At 60.4% G+C, this 18,984-nt stretch carries 11 protein-coding genes and 2 rRNA genes (1 of these 13 only partly in view); 10 read left to right on the top strand and 3 right to left on the bottom strand.

The features are described from left to right. From J3P89_RS24975 to J3P89_RS24940, 8 genes are all read left to right on the top strand, one after another. Positions 1-1,752 (top strand): 23S ribosomal RNA (locus J3P89_RS24975); it begins 1,140 nt to the left of the window's first position. A 164-nt stretch (positions 1,753-1,916) separates the two neighbouring features. Then, positions 1,917-2,032 (top strand): 5S ribosomal RNA (gene rrf, locus J3P89_RS24970). A gap of 155 nt (positions 2,033-2,187) precedes the next feature. After that, positions 2,188-5,640, top strand: a complete 3,453-nt coding sequence (recC, locus tag J3P89_RS24965; protein ID WP_434695961.1) for an exodeoxyribonuclease V subunit gamma — start codon at positions 2,188-2,190, stop codon at positions 5,638-5,640. Next, positions 5,637-9,326, top strand: a complete 3,690-nt coding sequence (gene recB / locus J3P89_RS24960; RefSeq protein WP_434695960.1) for an exodeoxyribonuclease V subunit beta — start codon at positions 5,637-5,639, stop codon at positions 9,324-9,326. The genes recC and recB overlap by 4 nt, the downstream gene beginning before the upstream one ends. Further along, positions 9,323-11,419 carry an exodeoxyribonuclease V subunit alpha gene (recD, locus tag J3P89_RS24955; RefSeq protein ID WP_434695959.1) on the top strand — a complete coding sequence of 699 codons (2,097 nt, stop codon included), beginning with the start codon at positions 9,323-9,325 and terminating at the stop codon, positions 11,417-11,419. Before recB ends, recD begins: the two co-directional genes overlap by 4 nt. A gap of 133 nt (positions 11,420-11,552) precedes the next feature. Then, positions 11,553-12,128: a YfiR family protein gene (locus J3P89_RS24950; protein ID WP_305497013.1), complete on the top strand. Its 576-nt coding sequence runs from the start codon at positions 11,553-11,555 to the stop codon at positions 12,126-12,128. Beyond that, a complete protein-coding gene (locus J3P89_RS24945; protein ID WP_305497012.1) occupies positions 12,125-13,393 on the top strand; it encodes a diguanylate cyclase domain-containing protein in 1,269 nt (422 codons plus the stop codon). The genes J3P89_RS24950 and J3P89_RS24945 overlap by 4 nt, the downstream gene beginning before the upstream one ends. Before the next feature lie 5 nt (positions 13,394-13,398). Beyond that, complete coding sequence (locus J3P89_RS24940) at positions 13,399-13,902, top strand: OmpA family protein (protein ID WP_434695958.1); 504 nt, start codon at positions 13,399-13,401, stop codon at positions 13,900-13,902. Here the strand turns inward: J3P89_RS24940 and J3P89_RS24935 are convergent. Continuing rightward, positions 13,899-14,846: a LysR family transcriptional regulator gene (locus J3P89_RS24935; protein ID WP_434695957.1), complete on the bottom strand. Its 948-nt coding sequence runs from the start codon at positions 14,844-14,846 to the stop codon at positions 13,899-13,901. The two genes, J3P89_RS24940 and J3P89_RS24935, sit on opposite strands and share 4 nt — an antisense overlap. A 139-nt stretch (positions 14,847-14,985) precedes the next feature. On the opposite strand from J3P89_RS24935, the gene J3P89_RS24930 reads away from it, so the two are divergent. Both J3P89_RS24930 and mmsB read left to right on the top strand, forming a co-directional pair. Next, on the top strand, positions 14,986-16,512 hold the full coding sequence (locus tag J3P89_RS24930; RefSeq protein WP_434569899.1) for a CoA-acylating methylmalonate-semialdehyde dehydrogenase: 1,527 nt from the start codon (positions 14,986-14,988) through the stop codon (positions 16,510-16,512). Positions 16,513-16,522: 10 nt separating this feature from the next. Beyond that, positions 16,523-17,410: a 3-hydroxyisobutyrate dehydrogenase gene (gene mmsB, locus J3P89_RS24925; protein ID WP_434695955.1), complete on the top strand. Its 888-nt coding sequence runs from the start codon at positions 16,523-16,525 to the stop codon at positions 17,408-17,410. Between the two features lie 138 nt (positions 17,411-17,548). On the opposite strand, the gene J3P89_RS24920 is transcribed toward mmsB, so the two are convergent. Together J3P89_RS24920 and J3P89_RS24915 are read right to left on the bottom strand one after the other, a co-directional pair. Next, positions 17,549-17,893, bottom strand: coding sequence for a cupin domain-containing protein (locus J3P89_RS24920; RefSeq protein WP_003177747.1), 345 nt, complete (start codon positions 17,891-17,893; stop codon positions 17,549-17,551). A gap of 96 nt (positions 17,894-17,989) precedes the next feature. Beyond that, the gene (locus J3P89_RS24915; protein WP_434695954.1) at positions 17,990-18,871 is read right to left on the bottom strand and encodes a LysR family transcriptional regulator; all 882 of its coding nucleotides are present in this window, start codon (positions 18,869-18,871) and stop codon (positions 17,990-17,992) included. Positions 18,872-18,984 lie beyond the last annotated feature (113 nt).

Raw genomic sequence — 18,984 nt, 5'->3', positions numbered from 1 at the left:
ACACCGAAGCTACGGGTATCACGCAAGTGATGCGGTAGAGGAGCGTTCTGTAAGCCTGTGAAGGTGAGTTGAGAAGCTTGCTGGAGGTATCAGAAGTGCGAATGCTGACATGAGTAACGACAATGGGTGTGAAAAACACCCACGCCGAAAGACCAAGGTTTCCTGCGCAACGTTAATCGACGCAGGGTTAGTCGGTCCCTAAGGCGAGGCTGAAAAGCGTAGTCGATGGAAAACAGGTTAATATTCCTGTACTTCTGGTTATTGCGATGGAGGGACGGAGAAGGCTAGGCCAGCTTGGCGTTGGTTGTCCAAGTTTAAGGTGGTAGGCTGAGATCTTAGGTAAATCCGGGATCTTAAGGCCGAGAGCTGATGACGAGTTACCCTTTGGGTGACGAAGTGGTTGATGCCATGCTTCCAAGAAAAGCTTCTAAGCTTCAGGTAACCAGGAACCGTACCCCAAACCGACACAGGTGGTTGGGTAGAGAATACCAAGGCGCTTGAGAGAACTCGGGTGAAGGAACTAGGCAAAATGGCACCGTAACTTCGGGAGAAGGTGCGCCGGTGAGGGTGAAGCACTTGCTGCGTAAGCCCACGCCGGTCGAAGATACCAGGCCGCTGCGACTGTTTATTAAAAACACAGCACTCTGCAAACACGAAAGTGGACGTATAGGGTGTGACGCCTGCCCGGTGCCGGAAGGTTAATTGATGGGGTTAGCTAACGCGAAGCTCTTGATCGAAGCCCCGGTAAACGGCGGCCGTAACTATAACGGTCCTAAGGTAGCGAAATTCCTTGTCGGGTAAGTTCCGACCTGCACGAATGGCGTAACGATGGCGGCGCTGTCTCCACCCGAGACTCAGTGAAATTGAAATCGCTGTGAAGATGCAGTGTATCCGCGGCTAGACGGAAAGACCCCGTGAACCTTTACTATAGCTTTGCACTGGACTTTGAATTTGCTTGTGTAGGATAGGTGGGAGGCTTTGAAGCGTGGACGCCAGTCTGCGTGGAGCCATCCTTGAAATACCACCCTGGCAACTTTGAGGTTCTAACTCAGGTCCGTTATCCGGATCGAGGACAGTGTATGGTGGGTAGTTTGACTGGGGCGGTCTCCTCCTAAAGAGTAACGGAGGAGTACGAAGGTGCGCTCAGACCGGTCGGAAATCGGTCGTAGAGTATAAAGGCAAAAGCGCGCTTGACTGCGAGACAGACACGTCGAGCAGGTACGAAAGTAGGTCTTAGTGATCCGGTGGTTCTGTATGGAAGGGCCATCGCTCAACGGATAAAAGGTACTCCGGGGATAACAGGCTGATACCGCCCAAGAGTTCATATCGACGGCGGTGTTTGGCACCTCGATGTCGGCTCATCACATCCTGGGGCTGAAGCCGGTCCCAAGGGTATGGCTGTTCGCCATTTAAAGTGGTACGCGAGCTGGGTTTAGAACGTCGTGAGACAGTTCGGTCCCTATCTGCCGTGGACGTTTGAGATTTGAGAGGGGCTGCTCCTAGTACGAGAGGACCGGAGTGGACGAACCTCTGGTGTTCCGGTTGTCACGCCAGTGGCATTGCCGGGTAGCTATGTTCGGAAAAGATAACCGCTGAAAGCATCTAAGCGGGAAACTTGCCTCAAGATGAGATCTCACTGGGACCTTGAGTCCCCTGAAGGGCCGTCGAAGACTACGACGTTGATAGGCAGGGTGTGTAAGCGCTGTGAGGCGTTGAGCTAACCTGTACTAATTGCCCGTGAGGCTTGACCATATAACACCCAAGCAATTTGCTGATCCTGCTCTGGAAACGGAGAAAGGCGCCAGATTGCGGTGTGTGAAGACGAAATGAACCGAAAGTTCGAGTCAAAACCCACAAACTATCGCATACCCATTCGCTGGAACGTGACCGCAAGGCACGCGCTGGCTACCGAATTTCTTGACGACCATAGAGCATTGGAACCACCTGATCCCATCCCGAACTCAGAAGTGAAACGATGCATCGCCGATGGTAGTGTGGGGTTTCCCCATGTGAGAGTAGGTCATCGTCAAGATTAAATTCCGAAACCCCTATCTGCTGACGCAGGTAGGGGTTTTGTTTTGCCCGCAAGAAAATTCTTACGACAAGTGCAGAAAGCTCCCGGCTGTCACGGCCCCCCGACAATGCTAAGGTTCCGCCCTGGCTTTTGCATTTTTCAAGGACGCCTTTATGCCGGACGCTAAGTCCCTCAGCCCTGCTTTCATGGTGGTCCACGGGAACCGCCTTGATGAGCTGCGCAGCCTGGTGATAAGCCTCATGCGGCGCTATCCGCTGGCCCCTCTTGAAAATGAAATCGCGCTCGTACAAAGCAACGGCATTGCCCAATGGCTGAAGCTGGCACTGGCTGAGGATCCCCTTGACGACGACATGGGCGGCTGCGGCATCGCGGCTGCGATTGATGTGCAGTTGCCCGGCAGTTTCATGTGGCAGCTCTATCGAATGGTGCTCGGGCGTGATGAGATTCCAGCCAAGTCCTTGCTGGACAAGGCCCCGCTTACGTGGCGCCTGATGCGCCTCCTGCCGCAATTGATTGAACAGCCCCATTTCGAGCCCCTGCGGCGTTTTCTGACCCATGACACGGACTTGCGCAAGCGGTACCAGTTGTCCGAGCGCCTTGCAGATTTGTTCGACCAATATCAGGTGTACCGCGCCGACTGGCTCGAAGACTGGGCCCAAGGGCGCCATCAGATCCGCAACGTCCGGGGTGAAATCAAGCCGCTCGCGCCGGCGAATTGCTGGCAAGCGGAATTGTGGCGGGCGTTATTGCTGGATGTGGGAGAGCAAGGCATGGCTCAAAGCCGTGCGGGTGTTCATCAGCGCTACATCGAGCGCATCAATAGTCTGGAAGCCGCTCCAAAAGGTCTGCCTGCACGGGTAATAGTCTTCGGTATTTCCTCACTGCCCGCCCAAGCGCTCGAAGCCCTGGCCGGGCTGTCACGGTTCAGTCAGGTTTTGCTGTGCGTCCATAACCCATGCCGTCACCATTGGGCAGATATCGTGGCCGACAAGGATCTGCTTCGCCACCAATACAAGCGGCAGGCACGCAAGAGCGGTATGCCGGACGTCCTGGACCCGCAAACCTTGCATCAGCATGCTCATCCATTGCTGGCTGCCTGGGGGAAGCAGGGGCGCGACTATATCAACTTGCTCGACAGCTATGACGAGCCAAACACCTATCGCTCGGTATTTCGCGAAGGGCGGATCGACCTGTTCAGCGAAGGCAATCCCACTACGCTCCTCAGCCAGTTGCAGGATGACATTCTTGAGCTGCGGCCACTTAGCGAAACCCGGGAAAAGTGGCCCGCGGTCGATACCTCGCGAGACGGATCGATCCGTTTTCATATCGCCCACAGCGCCCAGCGTGAAGTCGAGATTCTTCACGATCAGTTGCTTGCCCATTTCAGCAATGACCCGGCTTTACGCCCTCGGGATATCATCGTCATGGTCCCGGACATCGACAGTTATGCGCCGCATATTCGCGCGGTATTCGGTCAACTCGACCGGGTCGATCCGCGTTTCATCCCATTCACACTGACGGACCAAGGTCAGCGTGGACGCGATCCGCTGCTGATTGCCGTCGAGCATTTGCTGAAACTTCCCGATAGCCGTTTCCCCGTCAGCGAAATCCTTGATTTGCTGGACGTCCCGGCATTGCGTGAGCGATTTGGCATTGATGAGGCCGATTTACCGACACTGCACCGTTGGATCGAGGGCGCAGGCATCCGTTGGGGGATAAGCGCCGAGCACCGAGCCGGGTTGGGCTTGCCCGCGGAGTTGGAGCAGAACAGTTGGCGTTTCGGCCTGCGTCGCATGTTGTTGGGGTATGCCGTTGGTGATTCGCAAGCCTATGAAGGCATAGAACCCTATGACGAAATCGGCGGTCTGGATGCCGCATTGATCGGTCCGTTGGTTGCATTGCTCGATGCCCTGGAGGTTGCTTACCAGGCGCTCAGTCAACCCGCCTCACCTCAGGACTGGGGGACGCGCCTGCATGATCTGATGCAGTTGTTCTTTCTGGCGAGCAACGAGCATGACGATTATCTGCTGGCCCAGCTCGAGGACTTGCGTGAAAACTGGTTGGAAACCTGCGAGTCGGTCGGCCTGCACGACGAGCTGCCGTTGACGGTTGTCAGAGAGGCCTGGCTGGCGGGGCTGGATCAAGGGCGACTGTCCCAGCGGTTCCTCGCCGGTGCGGTCAATTTTTGTACCCTGATGCCGATGCGGGCGATCCCCTTCAAGCTGGTCTGCCTGTTGGGCATGAACGATGGTGATTACCCGCGGGCCCAACCGCCATTGGATTTCGATCTCATGGGCAGTGATTATCGGCCGGGAGATCGCTCTCGACGCGAGGACGATCGCTACCTGCTGTTGGAGGCGCTGCTTTCTGCGCGGGAAAAACTCTACATCAGTTGGGTCGGGCGCAGCATCCGCGACAACAGCGAGCGGCCTGCCTCAGTCCTGGTCGGACAGTTGCGCGATCATCTCGCAAGTGGCTGGCAGTTGGCGGATGTCCATGGCGACCTTCTTGAAGCGCTGACCCAGGAGCACCCCTTGCAACCGTTCAGCGCTCGTTATTTCTACCAGGGCGATGAGCTGTTCAGCTATGCCAGCGAATGGCGAGGACTTCATGAGATTCATGAGCACGCTGGCAAGCCTGGGGCCCTGGAGCCCTACGTTCAGGAGGAACCCCTGGGGCTTGGTCAGTTGCAGGATTTCCTGCGTAATCCTGTCCGGCACTTTTTCAGCCAGCGACTCAAGGTGTTCTTCGAGCCTCTCGAAGCCCCATTGGCGGACGACGAACCTTTCATCCTGGATGCCTTGCAGCGCTATAGCCTGAGCGACAGCCTGCTTGAGGCTGCCCTTGTTCGCCTTGACCAAGCGGACCTTGCATTGGACGCCCATGCCAGGAGGCTTCAGAACAGCGGCCTGTTACCCATGGCTGGCTTTGGCCAATGTATGCAGCGTGAATTGATCGAGCCGCTGCCTGATCTACTGCAACGCTACCAGCAACTTCTGGTGCTATGGCCGACTCCGCTGACCAGTGCCGTGCCCGTCAGCCTGCAATTACACGGTGTGAACATTGAAGGTTGGCTCAGCGGTCTGCACCAGCGCTCCGATGGTGCGGTCCTCGCCATCACTGCCATTCCCAACAGTATCGGTTCTACCAGGACCCGGAAATGGCACCGCTTGATACGACCCTGGGTGAACCATCTCGTGGCTTGCGCCAACGGTCTGTCGATGACGACGGCATTGGTCGCCAGCGATGACAGCTTGCTGCTGAATCCTTTTGACGAGTCGGTAGCCCGCAAGCTGCTCGGCGATTTGTTGCAAGCCTGGCAGGCTGGCATGCGCCAACCGCTGCCAATCGCAGTGAAGACCGCCTTCGCCTGGCTCGGCCAGAGTGATCCGGACAAAGCCGAATCGGCCGCTCGAAAAGCCTACGAAGGCGATGGGCTGACGTCTGAAGGCGAGCGGCGCGAAAGCCCCGCCCTGGCTCGGCAATATGCCGACTTCGATGCGCTTATCGCTGACGAAACATTCCCCGACTGGTGTGACGCGCTCTATCGACCGCTTCTGGAAGCACCGTGGCGTTCGTTGGCGGGTGAGGAAGCGCATTCATGAGTCGACAAACACCCTTGGCGCTGGCTTTCCCACTACGCGGCAGTCAATTGATCGAAGCCAGCGCAGGAACTGGCAAGACCTTTACCATCTCGGCGTTGTACTTGCGCCTGGTGCTGGGACATGGCGGCTCGACGGCCGGCTTTGGCCGTGAGCTGCTTCCTCCGCAGATACTGGTGGTGACTTTCACCGACGCTGCCACCAAGGAATTGCGCGAACGCATCCGCACCCGCCTCGCGGAGGCGGCGCGTTTTTTTCGTGACGAGATTCCCGCTCCCGACGCGTTGATAAACGCACTGCGTGATGAGTTTGTAAAAGGGCAATGGCCTGGCTGTGCGAATCGGCTGGATATCGCCGCGCAATGGATGGATGAAGCCGCCGTTTCGACGATCCACAGCTGGTGCCAGCGGATGCTTCGTGAGCATGCCTTTGACAGTGGCAGCCTGTTCACCCAGACCCTGGAAACCGACCACAGCGAATTGCTCGGCGAGGTGCTGCGCGATTATTGGCGATTGTTCTGCTACTCGATGGAGGGTGAGGCACTGGATTGGGTGCGAGCGCACTGGGGCGGTCCTGCTGCGTTGTTGCCACGGGTGAGGGGGTTGTTTGCCAACTCGCGAGGTGGTGACGATGGGCTTGAACCGACGGAACTCATCACCGCGTCCCTGCGCGAGCGCAGCGCAGCCTTGCTCGATCTCAAGGCGCCCTGGCGGCAGTGGGCGGTGGAGTTGCTGGAGATCTGCCAGCAAGGCGTAGCTAATAAAACCGTCGACGGGCGCAAGATGCAGGCTCGTTACTTCGAGCCATGGTTTCAGAAGCTATCTGCATGGGTTGAAGACGAGAGCCTGGAGTTGCTCGACATCGGCACCGGCTTCACGCGCTTGACGCCCGAAGGCATGGCCGAGGCCTGGAAGGGCGACGTGCCCAACCACCCAGGGCTGGACGCCATGGCGGGCCTGAAGGCCGGCCTGGATGCCTTGCCCACACCTGACGCTGCGGTGCTGCAGCATGCTGCACAGTGGGTCGGGGCGCGCTTCGAGGCGGAGAAGCGGCGCCGGGCGGAAATGGGATTCGACGACATGCTGCTGCGCCTGGACGCAGCTTTGCAGGCTGAAGGTGGGGAGCGCTTGGCGAGCCTGATTCGCGAGCAGTTTCCGGTTGCGCTGATTGACGAGTTCCAAGACACCGACCCGGTCCAGTACCGCATCTTCGAGAGCATCTATCGCATTGGCGACAACGATCCTGAAACGGGGCTGTTCCTGATCGGGGATCCGAAACAGGCCATTTATGCGTTTCGCGGCGCCGACATCTACACCTATCTGCGCGCCCGCGAAGCCACTGCCGGCAGGTTGCATACACTGGGGACCAATTTCCGTTCCAGCCATGCCATGGTCGGCGCTGTGAACCATATTTTTCAATACGCCGAATCGCGGCTGAATGGGCGCGGGGCTTTTCTGTTCCGCGAGCCATCGGGTGAGAATCCGGTGCCATTCCTGCCGGTCGACTCCCAGGGCCGCAAGGAGTCCTTGCAGCTTGCGGGGCGGACGGTCGCGGCCTTGAATATCTGGCATCTGGCCTCGGACCAGCCGCTCTCCGGAGCGGTGTACCGACAGCAAATGGCCGTGGCCTGCGCCAGTGAAATCACGGCGCTGCTCAATGGTGGCCAATCAGGGCACGATGGCTTCGTTGGTGATGGGGAAATGTTACGGGGGCTTCGACCGGCGGATATCGCCATCCTGGTGCGTGATGGCAAGGAAGCGCAGGCCGTGCGAAACGAGTTGTCGGCACGGGGTGTGCGCAGCGTTTATCTATCCGATAAGGACTCGGTCTTCGCCTCGCAGGAGGCAAGGGATTTGCTGGCCTGGCTCAAGGCTTGCGCCGAGCCGGACGTCGAGCGGCCGCTGCGAGCTGCGCTGGCCAGCGTCACCCTGAATCTGCCGCTTGCAGAACTGGAGCGCCTCAACCAGGACGAGTTGGCCTGGGAACGCCGAGTCATGCAGTTCCGTAGCTATCGGGTGGTCTGGCGCACCCAGGGCGTGCTGCCCATGCTGAGGCGCCTGCTGCATGACTTCAAGCTGCCCCAGGCCTTGATGATGCGTGGCGATGGCGAGCGGGTGCTGACCAACCTGTTGCATCTGTGCGAGCTGTTGCAGCAGGCCGCCGTCGAGCTGGATGGCGAGCAGGCCTTGATTCGCTATCTGTCCGAACACCTTGCATTGACCGGGCAGGCGGGAGAAGAACAGATCCTGCGCCTGGAAAGCGACGAGCAACTGGTCAAGGTGGTCACGATCCATAAATCCAAGGGGCTTGAGTATCCGTTGGTCTTCCTGCCGTTCATATGCTCGACGAAACCGGTGGACGGCACTCGATTGCCGTTGCATTACCACGATGAAGCCGGTCATGCGCAGATCAGTCTTACGCCCAGCCCCGAGTTGATCGCCAAGGCCGACGACGAGCGCCTGGCCGAGGATCTTCGGCTTTTATACGTGGCGCTCACCCGTGCGCAGCATGCCTGCTGGTTAGGTGTGGCCGATCTCAAGCGAGGCAGTAACAGCCGCTCGATCCTGCATCTGTCTGCGCTGGGGTATCTGTTGGGCAATGGTGCGCCGTTGACCGAGTCGGTGGCGTTGAGACGTTGGCTGGAAGATCTGCAGCAGGGTAGCGAGGCGGTGAGCTGCCAGGATATGCCGGAGGCCAACGATCAGCACTATCGAGCCCCACGTAACGATGCGGTGTTGCTTGAACCCTTGCTTCCGGTACGTAAAGCCAGCGAGAACTGGTGGATCGCTTCGTACAGCGCGCTGCGCTTTGGAGAAAGTCTCAGCGCCGGCACCGATTCCGCGCCGGAAAACCCGCAGGCGCAGAAAATGTTCGACGACGAACGGCTTGATCCTGACGCTCCCAGGGAAGTCATCGCCGTCGGCGGTGATATCCATCGTTTCCCCCGCGGTCCCAACCCCGGTACGTTTCTCCATGGTCTCTTGGAATGGGCTGCCGGAGAGGGGTTTACCGCCTCGCCAATGGCCCTCGAAGATGCCATCGCGCGACGTTGCAACCGCCGCGGCTGGAAAGGCTGGATCAGCACCCTTGGAGACTGGTTGCAGCACCTGGTCACGACGCCCTTGCAGATCGGTGGCGGACAGTCTCCGGTGGTACTGGCTCAATTGAGCCAATTTCAGGTCGAGATGGAGTTCTGGTTCTCCAGTCACAAGGTTGATGTGCTCAAGCTTGATGAGCTGGTTTGCCAGTCAACCCACGGTGGCGTGGCTCGTGTCGCCGCAGAACCGGCACTGCTCAACGGAATGTTCAAGGGCTTCATCGACCTGACCTTCGAGCATGACGGCCGGTATTACGTGGCTGACTACAAATCCAACTGGCTGGGCGCCGATGACATGGCCTACACCGCTCAAGCCATGGAGCAATCGATTCTGGACAATCGTTACGACCTGCAATACACGCTGTACCTGTTGGCCCTGCATCGCCAGCTCAAGGCGCGCCTGCCAGACTATGACTACGACCGGCATGTCGGTGGCGCGTTGTATCTTTTCCTGCGCGGCACACGTGCAGCCAGCCAGGGCGTGTTTTTCACCAAGCCCCCTCGGGCACTGATCGAACAGCTTGACCGCCTGTTCCAGGGAGCACCCGCGCCCAAGGCCGAGCTGGCATGGGTGCAAGGAGAATTGTTATGAGTCGCTCCTTTGCCGACCTGCTGCCTCAATCGCTCGACGACGAAGGGCTGGTCGACCTGGCGCCCCTGAGTCGTGCAGAGGACCTGCTGCTGTTGCTCACGCGCTGGGTGGAACGTGGCTGGTTGCGGGCCCTGGACAAGGCATTCGTGGTGTTCCTCCATGAATTGTCGCCTGGCGATGATCCGCTGGTATTGCTGGCGGCTGCGCTGACCAGCCACCAACTGGGCCATGGGCATGTTTGCCTGGACCTGTTAGAGACACTCAAGGAACCTGATTTCGCCCTGTCACTGCCCCCCGAGGGCGACCTGCAGACGGGCGTGATGCTGTTGCCTTCGCAGATCCTGAGAACGCTGGACGGTGCCCATTGGTGCAAGGTCCTGGCGTCCAGCCGCCTCGTGGCCCTGGCGGTCGATGAGAGCGAAGAGGCGCAGCAGCGGCCACTGGTATTGTCCGGCAAACGGCTTTACCTGCGTCGTTACTGGGGCTATGAACGACGGATCGACGCGGCGTTGCGTCAACGCCTGGCCGAACAGGAAAGCGCCCCTGATGACCTGCGCGAGCGGCTGGACGGACTGTTCGGGCCGGCCAGCACGACCGGCCCGATCGACTGGCAGAAGCTGGCTTGCGCGCTGGCGACGCGGAGCGCGTTCAGCATTGTTACCGGCGGCCCGGGCACGGGTAAGACCACCACGGTCGTGCGCTTGCTTGCCTTGCTGCAGGCACCTGCCGTCGAGGCGGGGAAACCGCTGCGGATTCGCCTGGCCGCACCCACCGGCAAGGCCGCTGCGCGGCTGACCGAGTCGATCAGCCAGCAAGTCCGGACGCTGGATGTGATCGACGCCGTACGCGAGCGAATTCCCTGCGACGTCACCACGGTGCATCGCCTGCTCGGCAGCCGTCCCGGCACCCGACATTTTCGCCACCATCATGGCAATCGATTGCCGTTGGATGTGCTGGTGGTCGATGAGGCGTCCATGATCGATCTGGAGATGATGGCCAATCTGCTGGACGCGCTGCCGTCCCATGCGCGGTTGATTTTGTTGGGCGACAAGGACCAGTTGGCTTCCGTGGAGGCCGGCGCGGTACTGGGGGATCTGTGTCGGGATGCCGAGGACGGCTGGTATAGCCCACAGACGCGCGCCTGGCTCGAATCCGTCAGCGGCGAGAGCCTGGCGGTGAGCGATCTGAAACAGGATCTCGACGACAGTCACCCCCTCGCGCAGCAAGTGGTGATGCTCAGGCATTCCCGACGCTTTGGCGAAGGCAGCGGTATCGGCCAACTGGCCCGACGGGTCAATCGACAGCAACCTGAAGAAGCTCGTCAATTGCTGGAGGAGGGCCGATATGCCGACCTGTTCTCCCTGGCGCTGAAGAGCCAGCACGACGGGACGCTCGAGCGCTGGTTGCTCGATGGTCGACCCGGTGGTCCGCAGGGCTATCGACATTATCTGAGCCTGCTGCGAGAGCGACGTCCGGACATTTCTCGCCCGCTGGAGGACAGTTGCTGGACTGATTGGGCGCGTGAGGTCTTGTCGGCCTTTGACGAGTTCCAATTGCTCTGTGCCGTACGCAAGGGGCCGTGGGGCGTCGAGGGCCTGAACCCGAGAATCACCGCCGCGCTGCTCAAGGCTCGCCTGATCGATAGCGATCACCAGTGGTACGAGGGGCGTCCGGTACTGATGACTCGCAACGACTACGGGCTGGGATTGATGAACGGCGATATCGGGATCGCTCTCAAGTTGCCCGAGCATGATGGTCCTGACGCTGGCAAGCAGGTCCTGCGTGTTGCCTTTCCTCGTAACGATGGCCGGGGTGGTGTGCGTTTCGTCCTGCCCAGCCGCCTGAATGACGTGGAAACCGTTTACGCCATGACTGTGCACAAGTCCCAGGGGTCGGAATTCACCCACACGGCCCTGATTCTTCCGGATGCCTTGAACCCCGTTTTGACCAAGGAACTGGTGTATACCGCCATTACCCGAGGCAAGCAGTGGTTCAGCCTGATCGAGCCGCGCACGGGAATATTCGAAGAAGCGGTTCGGCGCAAGGTCAAGCGGTTGAGCGGGTTGATGCTGGAATTGGATGGAAACGACTGAAGCTCGGGTTTGCCTGTTTGTTCAAAGGTTGTGATTAGTCTGTTTTCTGACGGAAATTTGCGTAGGACTCTGTCTCGCTGGCTTTTTGACACTGTGCTATCGTTTCGCACTTATCCACACCAAGAGATTCTCCATGGAAGCGGCGGTTCGGGGGGCGGCGCGCGGAAACGGCCGGAGGCATTATGTGCTCGCCGGTCTGCTGTGCTTGCTGTCGCCTGCAATTGCCGCCCAAGAGCCGACCTCTACCACTCGGGCCGAACAGCGGGCCGAAGCGGTCACCCAGGTCGTGTTGGGGATTCTCAGCTACGCTCGCTGGCCTGTTGAACCGACGCAATTGCAGCTGTGCATCGTCGGTCCGACCCAATACACCGACGACCTGGTCAAAGGCACCGCCCAGGCCACCGGCAGGCCTGTGACGGTACAGCGCTTGCTGGCCGACCATCCCGGCATCGCGAGCGATTGCAATGCCGTCTACATCGGCAGGCTGACCAACGACGAACGCTCCCGATTGTTTGAGTCCCTGATCGGCAAGCCGGTGTTGAGCATCAGCGAAGGCGGCGACCAATGCACCGTGGGCAGCCTGTTCTGCCTGCGGGTCGGAGATGAACAGGTGTCGTTCGAGGTCAACCTCGACTCGGTGGCACGCAGCGGTGTACGCATCCATCCGAGCGTCCTCCAGCTGTCACGCCGTAGGCCCGCCGCGCCATGAATTCGTCCAGATCACGAATTCGTCCCACGTTGGGCTCGGTCATCGGTCGCGGTCACCTGATCGTTGCGCTGGTGGCGATCACCATGGCCAGCGTCTCCCTGACCTTGTTGGGCGTGCTTGCCTTACGGGTCTATGCCGATCACAACTTGCATCTGATTGCCCGTTCGATCAGCTACACCGTGGAGGCGGCCGTGGTCTTCGATGACGCTGCGGCGGCCACCGAAGCGCTGGCCCTTATTGCTTCCACTGAAGAAGTCGCCGATGCCCAGGTCTTCAATGAAAGTGGCCGTCTGTTGGCGCATTGGCGGCGACCGGAAACCGGTCTCCTGTCGGAGCTGGAAATGCACATCGCCAAGGCATTCCTGGAAAAGCCCATCAGCCTGCCAATCATCCACCAGGAACAGAACATTGGCAGGATCCTGCTGGCAGGACACGGCGGTAGCTTGTTGCGCTTTCTGCTCAGCGGCCTGGCCGGGATCATCCTGTGCACGGCGGTCAGTGCCTGGGTCGCCCTGTATCTGGCGCGCCGTCAGTTGCGGGCGATTACCGGACCTTTGCGTAGCCTTGCTGAAGTAGCCCACGCCGCCCGTTGCGAGCGTGCCCTGGATCGCCGAGTGCCACCGGCCGATATCGCCGAACTGGATAATCTGGGCAACGACTTCAACGCACTGCTTGCCGAGCTGGAATCCTGGCAGACCCATCTGCAAAGCGAAAACGAGACCCTGGCTCACCAGGCCAGCCACGACAGCCTGACCGGGCTGCCGAACCGGGCCTTTTTCGAAGGTCGGCTGATCCGTGCCTTGCGCAATGCCAACAAGCTCGACGAGCAAGTGGCCGTCCTCTACCTGGACAGCGATCGCTTCAAGGGCATCAACGACAACTTTGGTCATGCCGCCGGTGACGCGGTGTTGACCGCCGTGGCGACCCGGGTCCGGGCGCAGTTGCGTGAGGATGACTTGGTCGCGCGTCTGGGCGGTGACGAGTTTGCCGTGCTGCTGGCGCCGTTGCACAAGACCGAGGATGCCGAACGGATCGCTGAAAAAATCATCGCGAGCATGGAGATGCCGATTCAATTGCCCGGCAATGCCTCGGTCCTGACGTCCCTCAGCATCGGCATCGCCGTTTACCCCGATCATGGCGCCACGCCCGGCGCCTTGCTCAGCGCCGCCGATGCGGCGATGTACCAGGCCAAACGCCTCGCCCGAGGCGGCCAACACACGGCGGGGTCGGAGCACCCGGTCGCGGATCTTCAAACCAGGAGCTGATTTGCATGTTTTCCAATTCGCGTTTTTCTCTGCTGCGTTATGCAGCATTTTTGTTCATCGCCATTTTTGCCATCAGCGGATGCCAGACGACGCCGCAAAAAGGACTGAGCCCAGCGCAGATCGCTGTTCTCAAGGAGCAGGGGTTCAAACTGACAGACGACGGCTGGGCCTTCGGACTTTCGGGCAAAGTGCTGTTTGGCAGTGACGTGGAAAGCCTCAACCCGGCCAGCACCGAGATCGTCGAGCGGATCGGCAAGGCACTGCTGGGTGCGGGAATCGAGCGGGTACGTATCGACGGCCACACCGATGCATCGGGCTCCCAGGCCTATAACGAACAACTGTCGATACGTCGGGCCGAAAGCGTTGGCAAAGTCTTGAGAGGCGTGGGCATGCGCGAAGAGAACGTCCAACTGCGTGGCCTGGGCAGCAGCCAACCCGTCGCCCCCAACGACACCGCCAGCGGGCGCACCGAAAATCGTCGCGTGGCCATCGTGGTCATCGCCGACTAATCGGCAAACACCATCTCCCGGCTGTCGCCCATGAGTAGTGGCTGGTTCTGTTCGGTGACTTCCCGGATGTAATCCCACAACAACGTGATCCGCTTGAGCTTGCGCAGATCCTCCCGGCAGTACATCCAGAATTGCCGGGTGACCGTGATTTCCTCCGGCAGCACTGGCAGCAGGCGTGGGTCTTGGGCGGCCAAAAAGCATGGCAGGATCGCCAGTGACCGGCCTTGTTGCGCCGCCACGAATTGCGCGATCACGCTGGTGCTGCGCAGATGAGCGTGGGCGCCGGGCAATACGTTGGCCAGGTAGAGCAGCTCGGAACTGAACGCCAGGTCATCCACGTAGCTGATGAACGAGTGCCTGCTCAGGTCTGCCGGGCGGTGGATCGGTGAGTGATTGTCCAGGTATTGCCGGGTTGCATAAAGCTGCAACCGGTAGTCGCAGAGTTTGCAGCACACGTACGGTCCGTGTTCCGGGCGCTCGAGGGCGATGACGATATCGGCTTCGCGCTTGGAGAGGCTGATGAAGTGCGGCAGCGGCAGGATGTCCACCGAGATCGCCGGGTAGGCGTCGACGAAGTGGCTCAACTGCGGGGTGATGAAAAAGCTGCCGAAGCCTTCGGTGCAGCCCATGCGCACATGCCCGGACAGCGCGACGCCTGAGCCTGAAACCTGTTCGCAAGCCATGTGCAGCGTGCTTTCGATCGACTCGGCATAGCCCAGCAAACGTTGGCCTTCAGCCGTCAGGACAAAACCGTTGGTCCGGGATTTTTCGAACAGCAGCGTACCCAAAGAAGCTTCCAGCGAGCTGATGCGTCGCGACACCGTGGTGTAGTCGACGGCCAGACGCTTGGCGGCCGTGCTGGCCTTGCGGGTGCGGGCCACTTCGAGGAAAAACTTGAGGTCGTCCCAATTCAGCGACCCGAGGGATGTAATGTTTTTTTGCATGATGGACCGGTTTTTATGTGCGTTCTTATTAGAAGTTTGCACATCTATACTCCAAAAACCGTCTCATCACCAAGGTGCCTGTTGACCTTGGTCGTTGCTGAACCAGCGCGCCCTTATAAGAACAATCCCGGAGGCCAGCATGAACGTTTCCCTTACGCCCAGCGACACAGCCCTGCAAACCGTCAGATTGCTGATCGATGGCGAGTGGGTCGAGTCCCAATCCAGCGAATGGCACGACATCGTCAACCCGGCCACCCAACAAGTGCTGGCGAAGGTACCGTTTGCCACGGCCTCGGAAGTCGATGCCGCCATCGCTGCTGCCCAGCGTGCTTTCCAGACCTGGAAATTGACGCCGATCGGTGCGCGGATGCGCATCATGCTCAAGCTTCAGGCGCTGATCCGCGAGCATTCCAAGCGCATCGCCGCGGTGCTCAGCGCCGAACAGGGCAAGACCATCGCCGACGCCGAGGGCGATATTTTCCGCGGCCTGGAAGTGGTCGAGCACGCCTGTTCCATCGGCACCCTGCAAATGGGCGAGTTTGCCGAGAATGTCGCCGGTGGGGTGGATACCTATACCCTGCGCCAGCCGATTGGTGTGTGTGCGGGCATTACCCCGTTCAACTTCCCGGCGATGATTCCGCTGTGGATGTTCCCGATGGCCATCGCCTGCGGCAATACGTTCGTGCTCAAGCCGTCGGAGCAGGATCCGCTGTCGACCATGCTGCTGGTGGAGCTGGCCATCGAGGCCGGTGTTCCGCCGGGCGTGTTGAACGTGGTGCACGGCGGCAAGGATGTGGTGGATGCGCTTTGCACTCACAAGGACATCAAGGCCGTTTCCTTCGTCGGCTCAACGGCGGTCGGCACCCATGTGTATGACCTGGCGGGTCGCCATGGCAAACGCGTGCAATCGATGATGGGCGCCAAGAACCACGCCGTGGTGCTGCCCGACGCCAATCGCGAGCAAACCCTGAACGCCCTGGTCGGTGCCGGTTTCGGCGCGGCGGGCCAGCGTTGCATGGCGACTTCGGTGGTGGTGATGGTGGGCGCAGCCAGGCAATGGTTGCCGGAGCTGAAGGCGCTGGCGCAGAAACTCAAGGTCAATGCCGGCAGCGAGCCGGGCACGGATGTCGGCCCGGTGATTTCCAAGCGAGCCAAGGCGCGCATCCTTGAACTGATCGAGAGCGGCGTGCAGCAAGGCGCAAAACTTGAACTGGATGGCCGCGACATCAGCGTGCCGGGCTTCGAGCAGGGCAACTTCGTCGGTCCGACCCTGTTTTCCGGCGTAACCACCGACATGCGCATCTACACCGAGGAAATTTTCGGCCCGGTGCTGGTGGTGCTGGAGGTCGATACCCTCGATCAAGCGATCGCCCTGGTCAACGCCAATCCGTTTGGCAACGGCACTGGCCTGTTCACCCAGAGCGGTGCGGCGGCGCGCAAATTCCAGAGCGAAATCGACGTCGGCCAGGTCGGTATCAACATCCCGATCCCGGTGCCGGTGCCGTTTTTCAGCTTCACTGGCTCCCGCGGCTCGAAACTCGGCGACCTCGGCCCTTACGGCAAACAAGTGGTGCAGTTCTACACTCAGACCAAGACCGTCACCGCTCGCTGGTTCGACGATGACAGCGTCAACGACGGTGTGAACACCACCATCAACTTGCGTTAAGGAGCCGGACATGAACATCGCATTTATCGGCCTCGGCAACATGGGCGCCCCGATGGCGCGCAATCTGCTCAAGGCCGGCCATTCGCTGAACCTGTTCGACCTGAACCAGACGGTGCTGGCCGAACTGGCGGCGCTCGGCGGCACCATCAGCGCCTCGCCTCGCGATGCGGCCCAGGGCGCGGCGCTGGTGATCACCATGCTGCCGGCCGCTGCCCATGTGCGCAGTGTCTGGCTGGGCGAAGACGGCGTGCTGGCAGGTATCGCCGCCGGTACGCCGGCGGTGGATTGCAGCACCATCGATCCACAAACCGCCCGTGACGTGGCGGCTGCCGCTGCCAGGCAGGGAGTGGCAATGGCCGATGCGCCTGTTTCGGGCGGCACCGGCGGCGCGGCGGCGGGCACCCTGACCTTCATGGTCGGCGCCGCGCCTGAGCTGTTCGCCACCTTGCAACCGGTACTGGCGCAAATGGGCCGCAACATCGTGCATTGCGGCGAAGTCGGCACCGGGCAGATCGCCAAAATTTGCAACAACCTGCTCTTGGGGATTTCCATGGTCGGCGTCAGCGAGGCCATGGCTTTGGGCGATGCCCTGGGGATCGACACCCAGGTGCTGGCCGGCATCATCAACAGTTCGACCGGCCGATGCTGGAGTTCCGATACCTACAACCCATGGCCCGGCGTGATCGAAACGGCCCCGGCGGCGCGTGGATATACCGGCGGGTTTGGCGCGGACCTGATGCTCAAGGATTTGGGCCTGGCCACCGAAGCCGCGCGGCAAGCCCGTCAGCCGGTGATATTGGGGGCAGTGGCGCAGCAGTTGTACCAGGCGATGAGCCAGCGGGGCGAGGGCGGCAAGGATTTCTCGGCGATTGTGAACAGCTATCGCAAGCCGCAGTGAACCTGTGATATCGAGAGGCTTTTGTGGCGAGGGAGCTTGCTCCCGCTTGGGTGCGAAGCGCCCATCAAAATTGGGGTTGCTGCGCAACCCAGCGGGAGCAAGCTCCCTCGCCACAGGTGGTCCCTCGGCTTTTTTGTTTCAGGCAAATACGAAATATTTGCGCACGGTCTCGACCACTTCCCACGTGCCTTTCATGCCTGGCTCGACGACAAAAATATCACCGGCGCGCAGATGAATCGGCGCCATGCCGTCCGGGGTGATCACGCAGTAGCCTTCCTGGAAATGGCAATACTCCCACTTCACGTAGTCCACCCGCCACTTGCCGGGCGTGCAGATCCAGGTGCCCATGATCTTGCTGCCGTCTTCGCTGGTATAAGCGTTGAGGTTGACGGTGTGCGGGTCGCCTTCGAGTTTTTCCCATTTGCAGGCATCGAGTACAGGCAGCGGATGAGTATCGCGCAGGACGGTGATGGGGGCGGTCATGTGAGCTCCGAAGGGGCAGGAAAGAACCTGCACCCTAGCGTGGAGAAGGACCAGGCAGATGCCTGAACTCGACACCGGGCTGCCCAGAAGCGCGCATCATTCGGCCAGATGCCGGGCCAGGGCCTTGGCGTAGGCCGGCAGACGTTCGAAATTCCGTGCGCAAAGCAACAGCGCCCGGTGCGCCCAGGCCTCCTGCAACGGCACGTAGTGATATGAGGATTGGGATGGACGGCGTTCGATAGCAGCTTTCGGCACGACGGCAATACCCGCGCCATGGGCAACCATGCGGATCACCCCGTCAAAGCTCTCGGCGCGAATGCGGATCTGCATGCGCATTCCGGTGTGCAGCGCCTGTTCCTCCAGGTAAATCGCCAGCGCGCTGGTGGCGCTCAGGCCGACATAGTCGTGGTTGAGGGTCTCGCTGAAACTCGGCGTGCGGCCGTCAGCCAAGGGATGTCCCGACGGTAGGACCAGGACCAGCGGATCGTCACGAAAAGGCCAGGTCTGAAGGCCAGCGGTGTCCACCGCGTCGGAAACGATACCCAGGTCTGCGGCGCCCTGGCGCAACGCATGGGTGATCCGTGAACTGGGCAACTCCTGCTGGTCGATGTCCAGGTTGGGGTGGCTGTTGAGGAAACTGGCGAGTAATTCGGGCAGGTATTCGGTCATCGCGCTGGTGTTGCATAGCAGCCGCACCTGGCCTTTGACGCCTTTGGCGTATTCGGCCAGGTCCTGTTGCAGATGTTCGGCGTGCTGCAGCAGGACCCGGGCATGCTGGGCCAAGGCTTTGCCGGCTGGCGTCGGAGTGACGCCGCGCCGCCCGCGTTCGAGCAGGTCGATGCCCAGGGACGCCTCCATGGCACGCACCCGGGCGCTTGCCGCTGCCAGGGAAAGATGGCTGCGAGCGGCGCCGGCGGTGATGTTGCCGGTGTCGAGGATGTTCAGGTAGAGGCGCAGGTCGGTGAGATCGAAGTGCATGGGCTGCTCTCGGGAGGCTTCGGTGCCTGGTTTATCGCTTTCGCGAGCAGGCTCGCTCCCACACGGTTTGCAATTCAACTGTGGGAGCGAGCCTGCTCGCGAAAGCGGCAACG

The organism is Pseudomonas sp. Z1-14 (assembly GCF_051132005.1).
Classification (GTDB): domain Bacteria; phylum Pseudomonadota; class Gammaproteobacteria; order Pseudomonadales; family Pseudomonadaceae; genus Aquipseudomonas.
The sequence above is the reverse complement of the archived record's forward strand: the minus strand, read 5'-3'. Positions and strand labels throughout refer to the sequence as shown.

What these genes read in the sequence shown, in the direction of transcription:
- J3P89_RS24945 (WP_305497012.1), top strand. Translation starts at nt 12,125, where the DNA reads ATGAATTCGTCCAGATCACGAATTCGTCCCACGTTGGGCTCGGTCATC.
- recD (WP_434695959.1), top strand. Translation starts at nt 9,323, where the DNA reads ATGAGTCGCTCCTTTGCCGACCTGCTGCCTCAATCGCTCGACGACGAA.
- recC (WP_434695961.1), top strand. Translation starts at nt 2,188, where the DNA reads ATGCCGGACGCTAAGTCCCTCAGCCCTGCTTTCATGGTGGTCCACGGG.
- J3P89_RS24935 (WP_434695957.1), bottom strand. Translation starts at nt 14,846, where the DNA reads ATGCAAAAAAACATTACATCCCTCGGGTCGCTGAATTGGGACGACCTC.
- J3P89_RS24940 (WP_434695958.1), top strand. Translation starts at nt 13,399, where the DNA reads ATGTTTTCCAATTCGCGTTTTTCTCTGCTGCGTTATGCAGCATTTTTG.
- mmsB (WP_434695955.1), top strand. Translation starts at nt 16,523, where the DNA reads ATGAACATCGCATTTATCGGCCTCGGCAACATGGGCGCCCCGATGGCG.
- J3P89_RS24915 (WP_434695954.1), bottom strand. Translation starts at nt 18,871, where the DNA reads ATGCACTTCGATCTCACCGACCTGCGCCTCTACCTGAACATCCTCGAC.
- J3P89_RS24950 (WP_305497013.1), top strand. Translation starts at nt 11,553, where the DNA reads ATGGAAGCGGCGGTTCGGGGGGCGGCGCGCGGAAACGGCCGGAGGCAT.
- recB (WP_434695960.1), top strand. Translation starts at nt 5,637, where the DNA reads ATGAGTCGACAAACACCCTTGGCGCTGGCTTTCCCACTACGCGGCAGT.
- J3P89_RS24920 (WP_003177747.1), bottom strand. Translation starts at nt 17,893, where the DNA reads ATGACCGCCCCCATCACCGTCCTGCGCGATACTCATCCGCTGCCTGTA.
- J3P89_RS24930 (WP_434569899.1), top strand. Translation starts at nt 14,986, where the DNA reads ATGAACGTTTCCCTTACGCCCAGCGACACAGCCCTGCAAACCGTCAGA.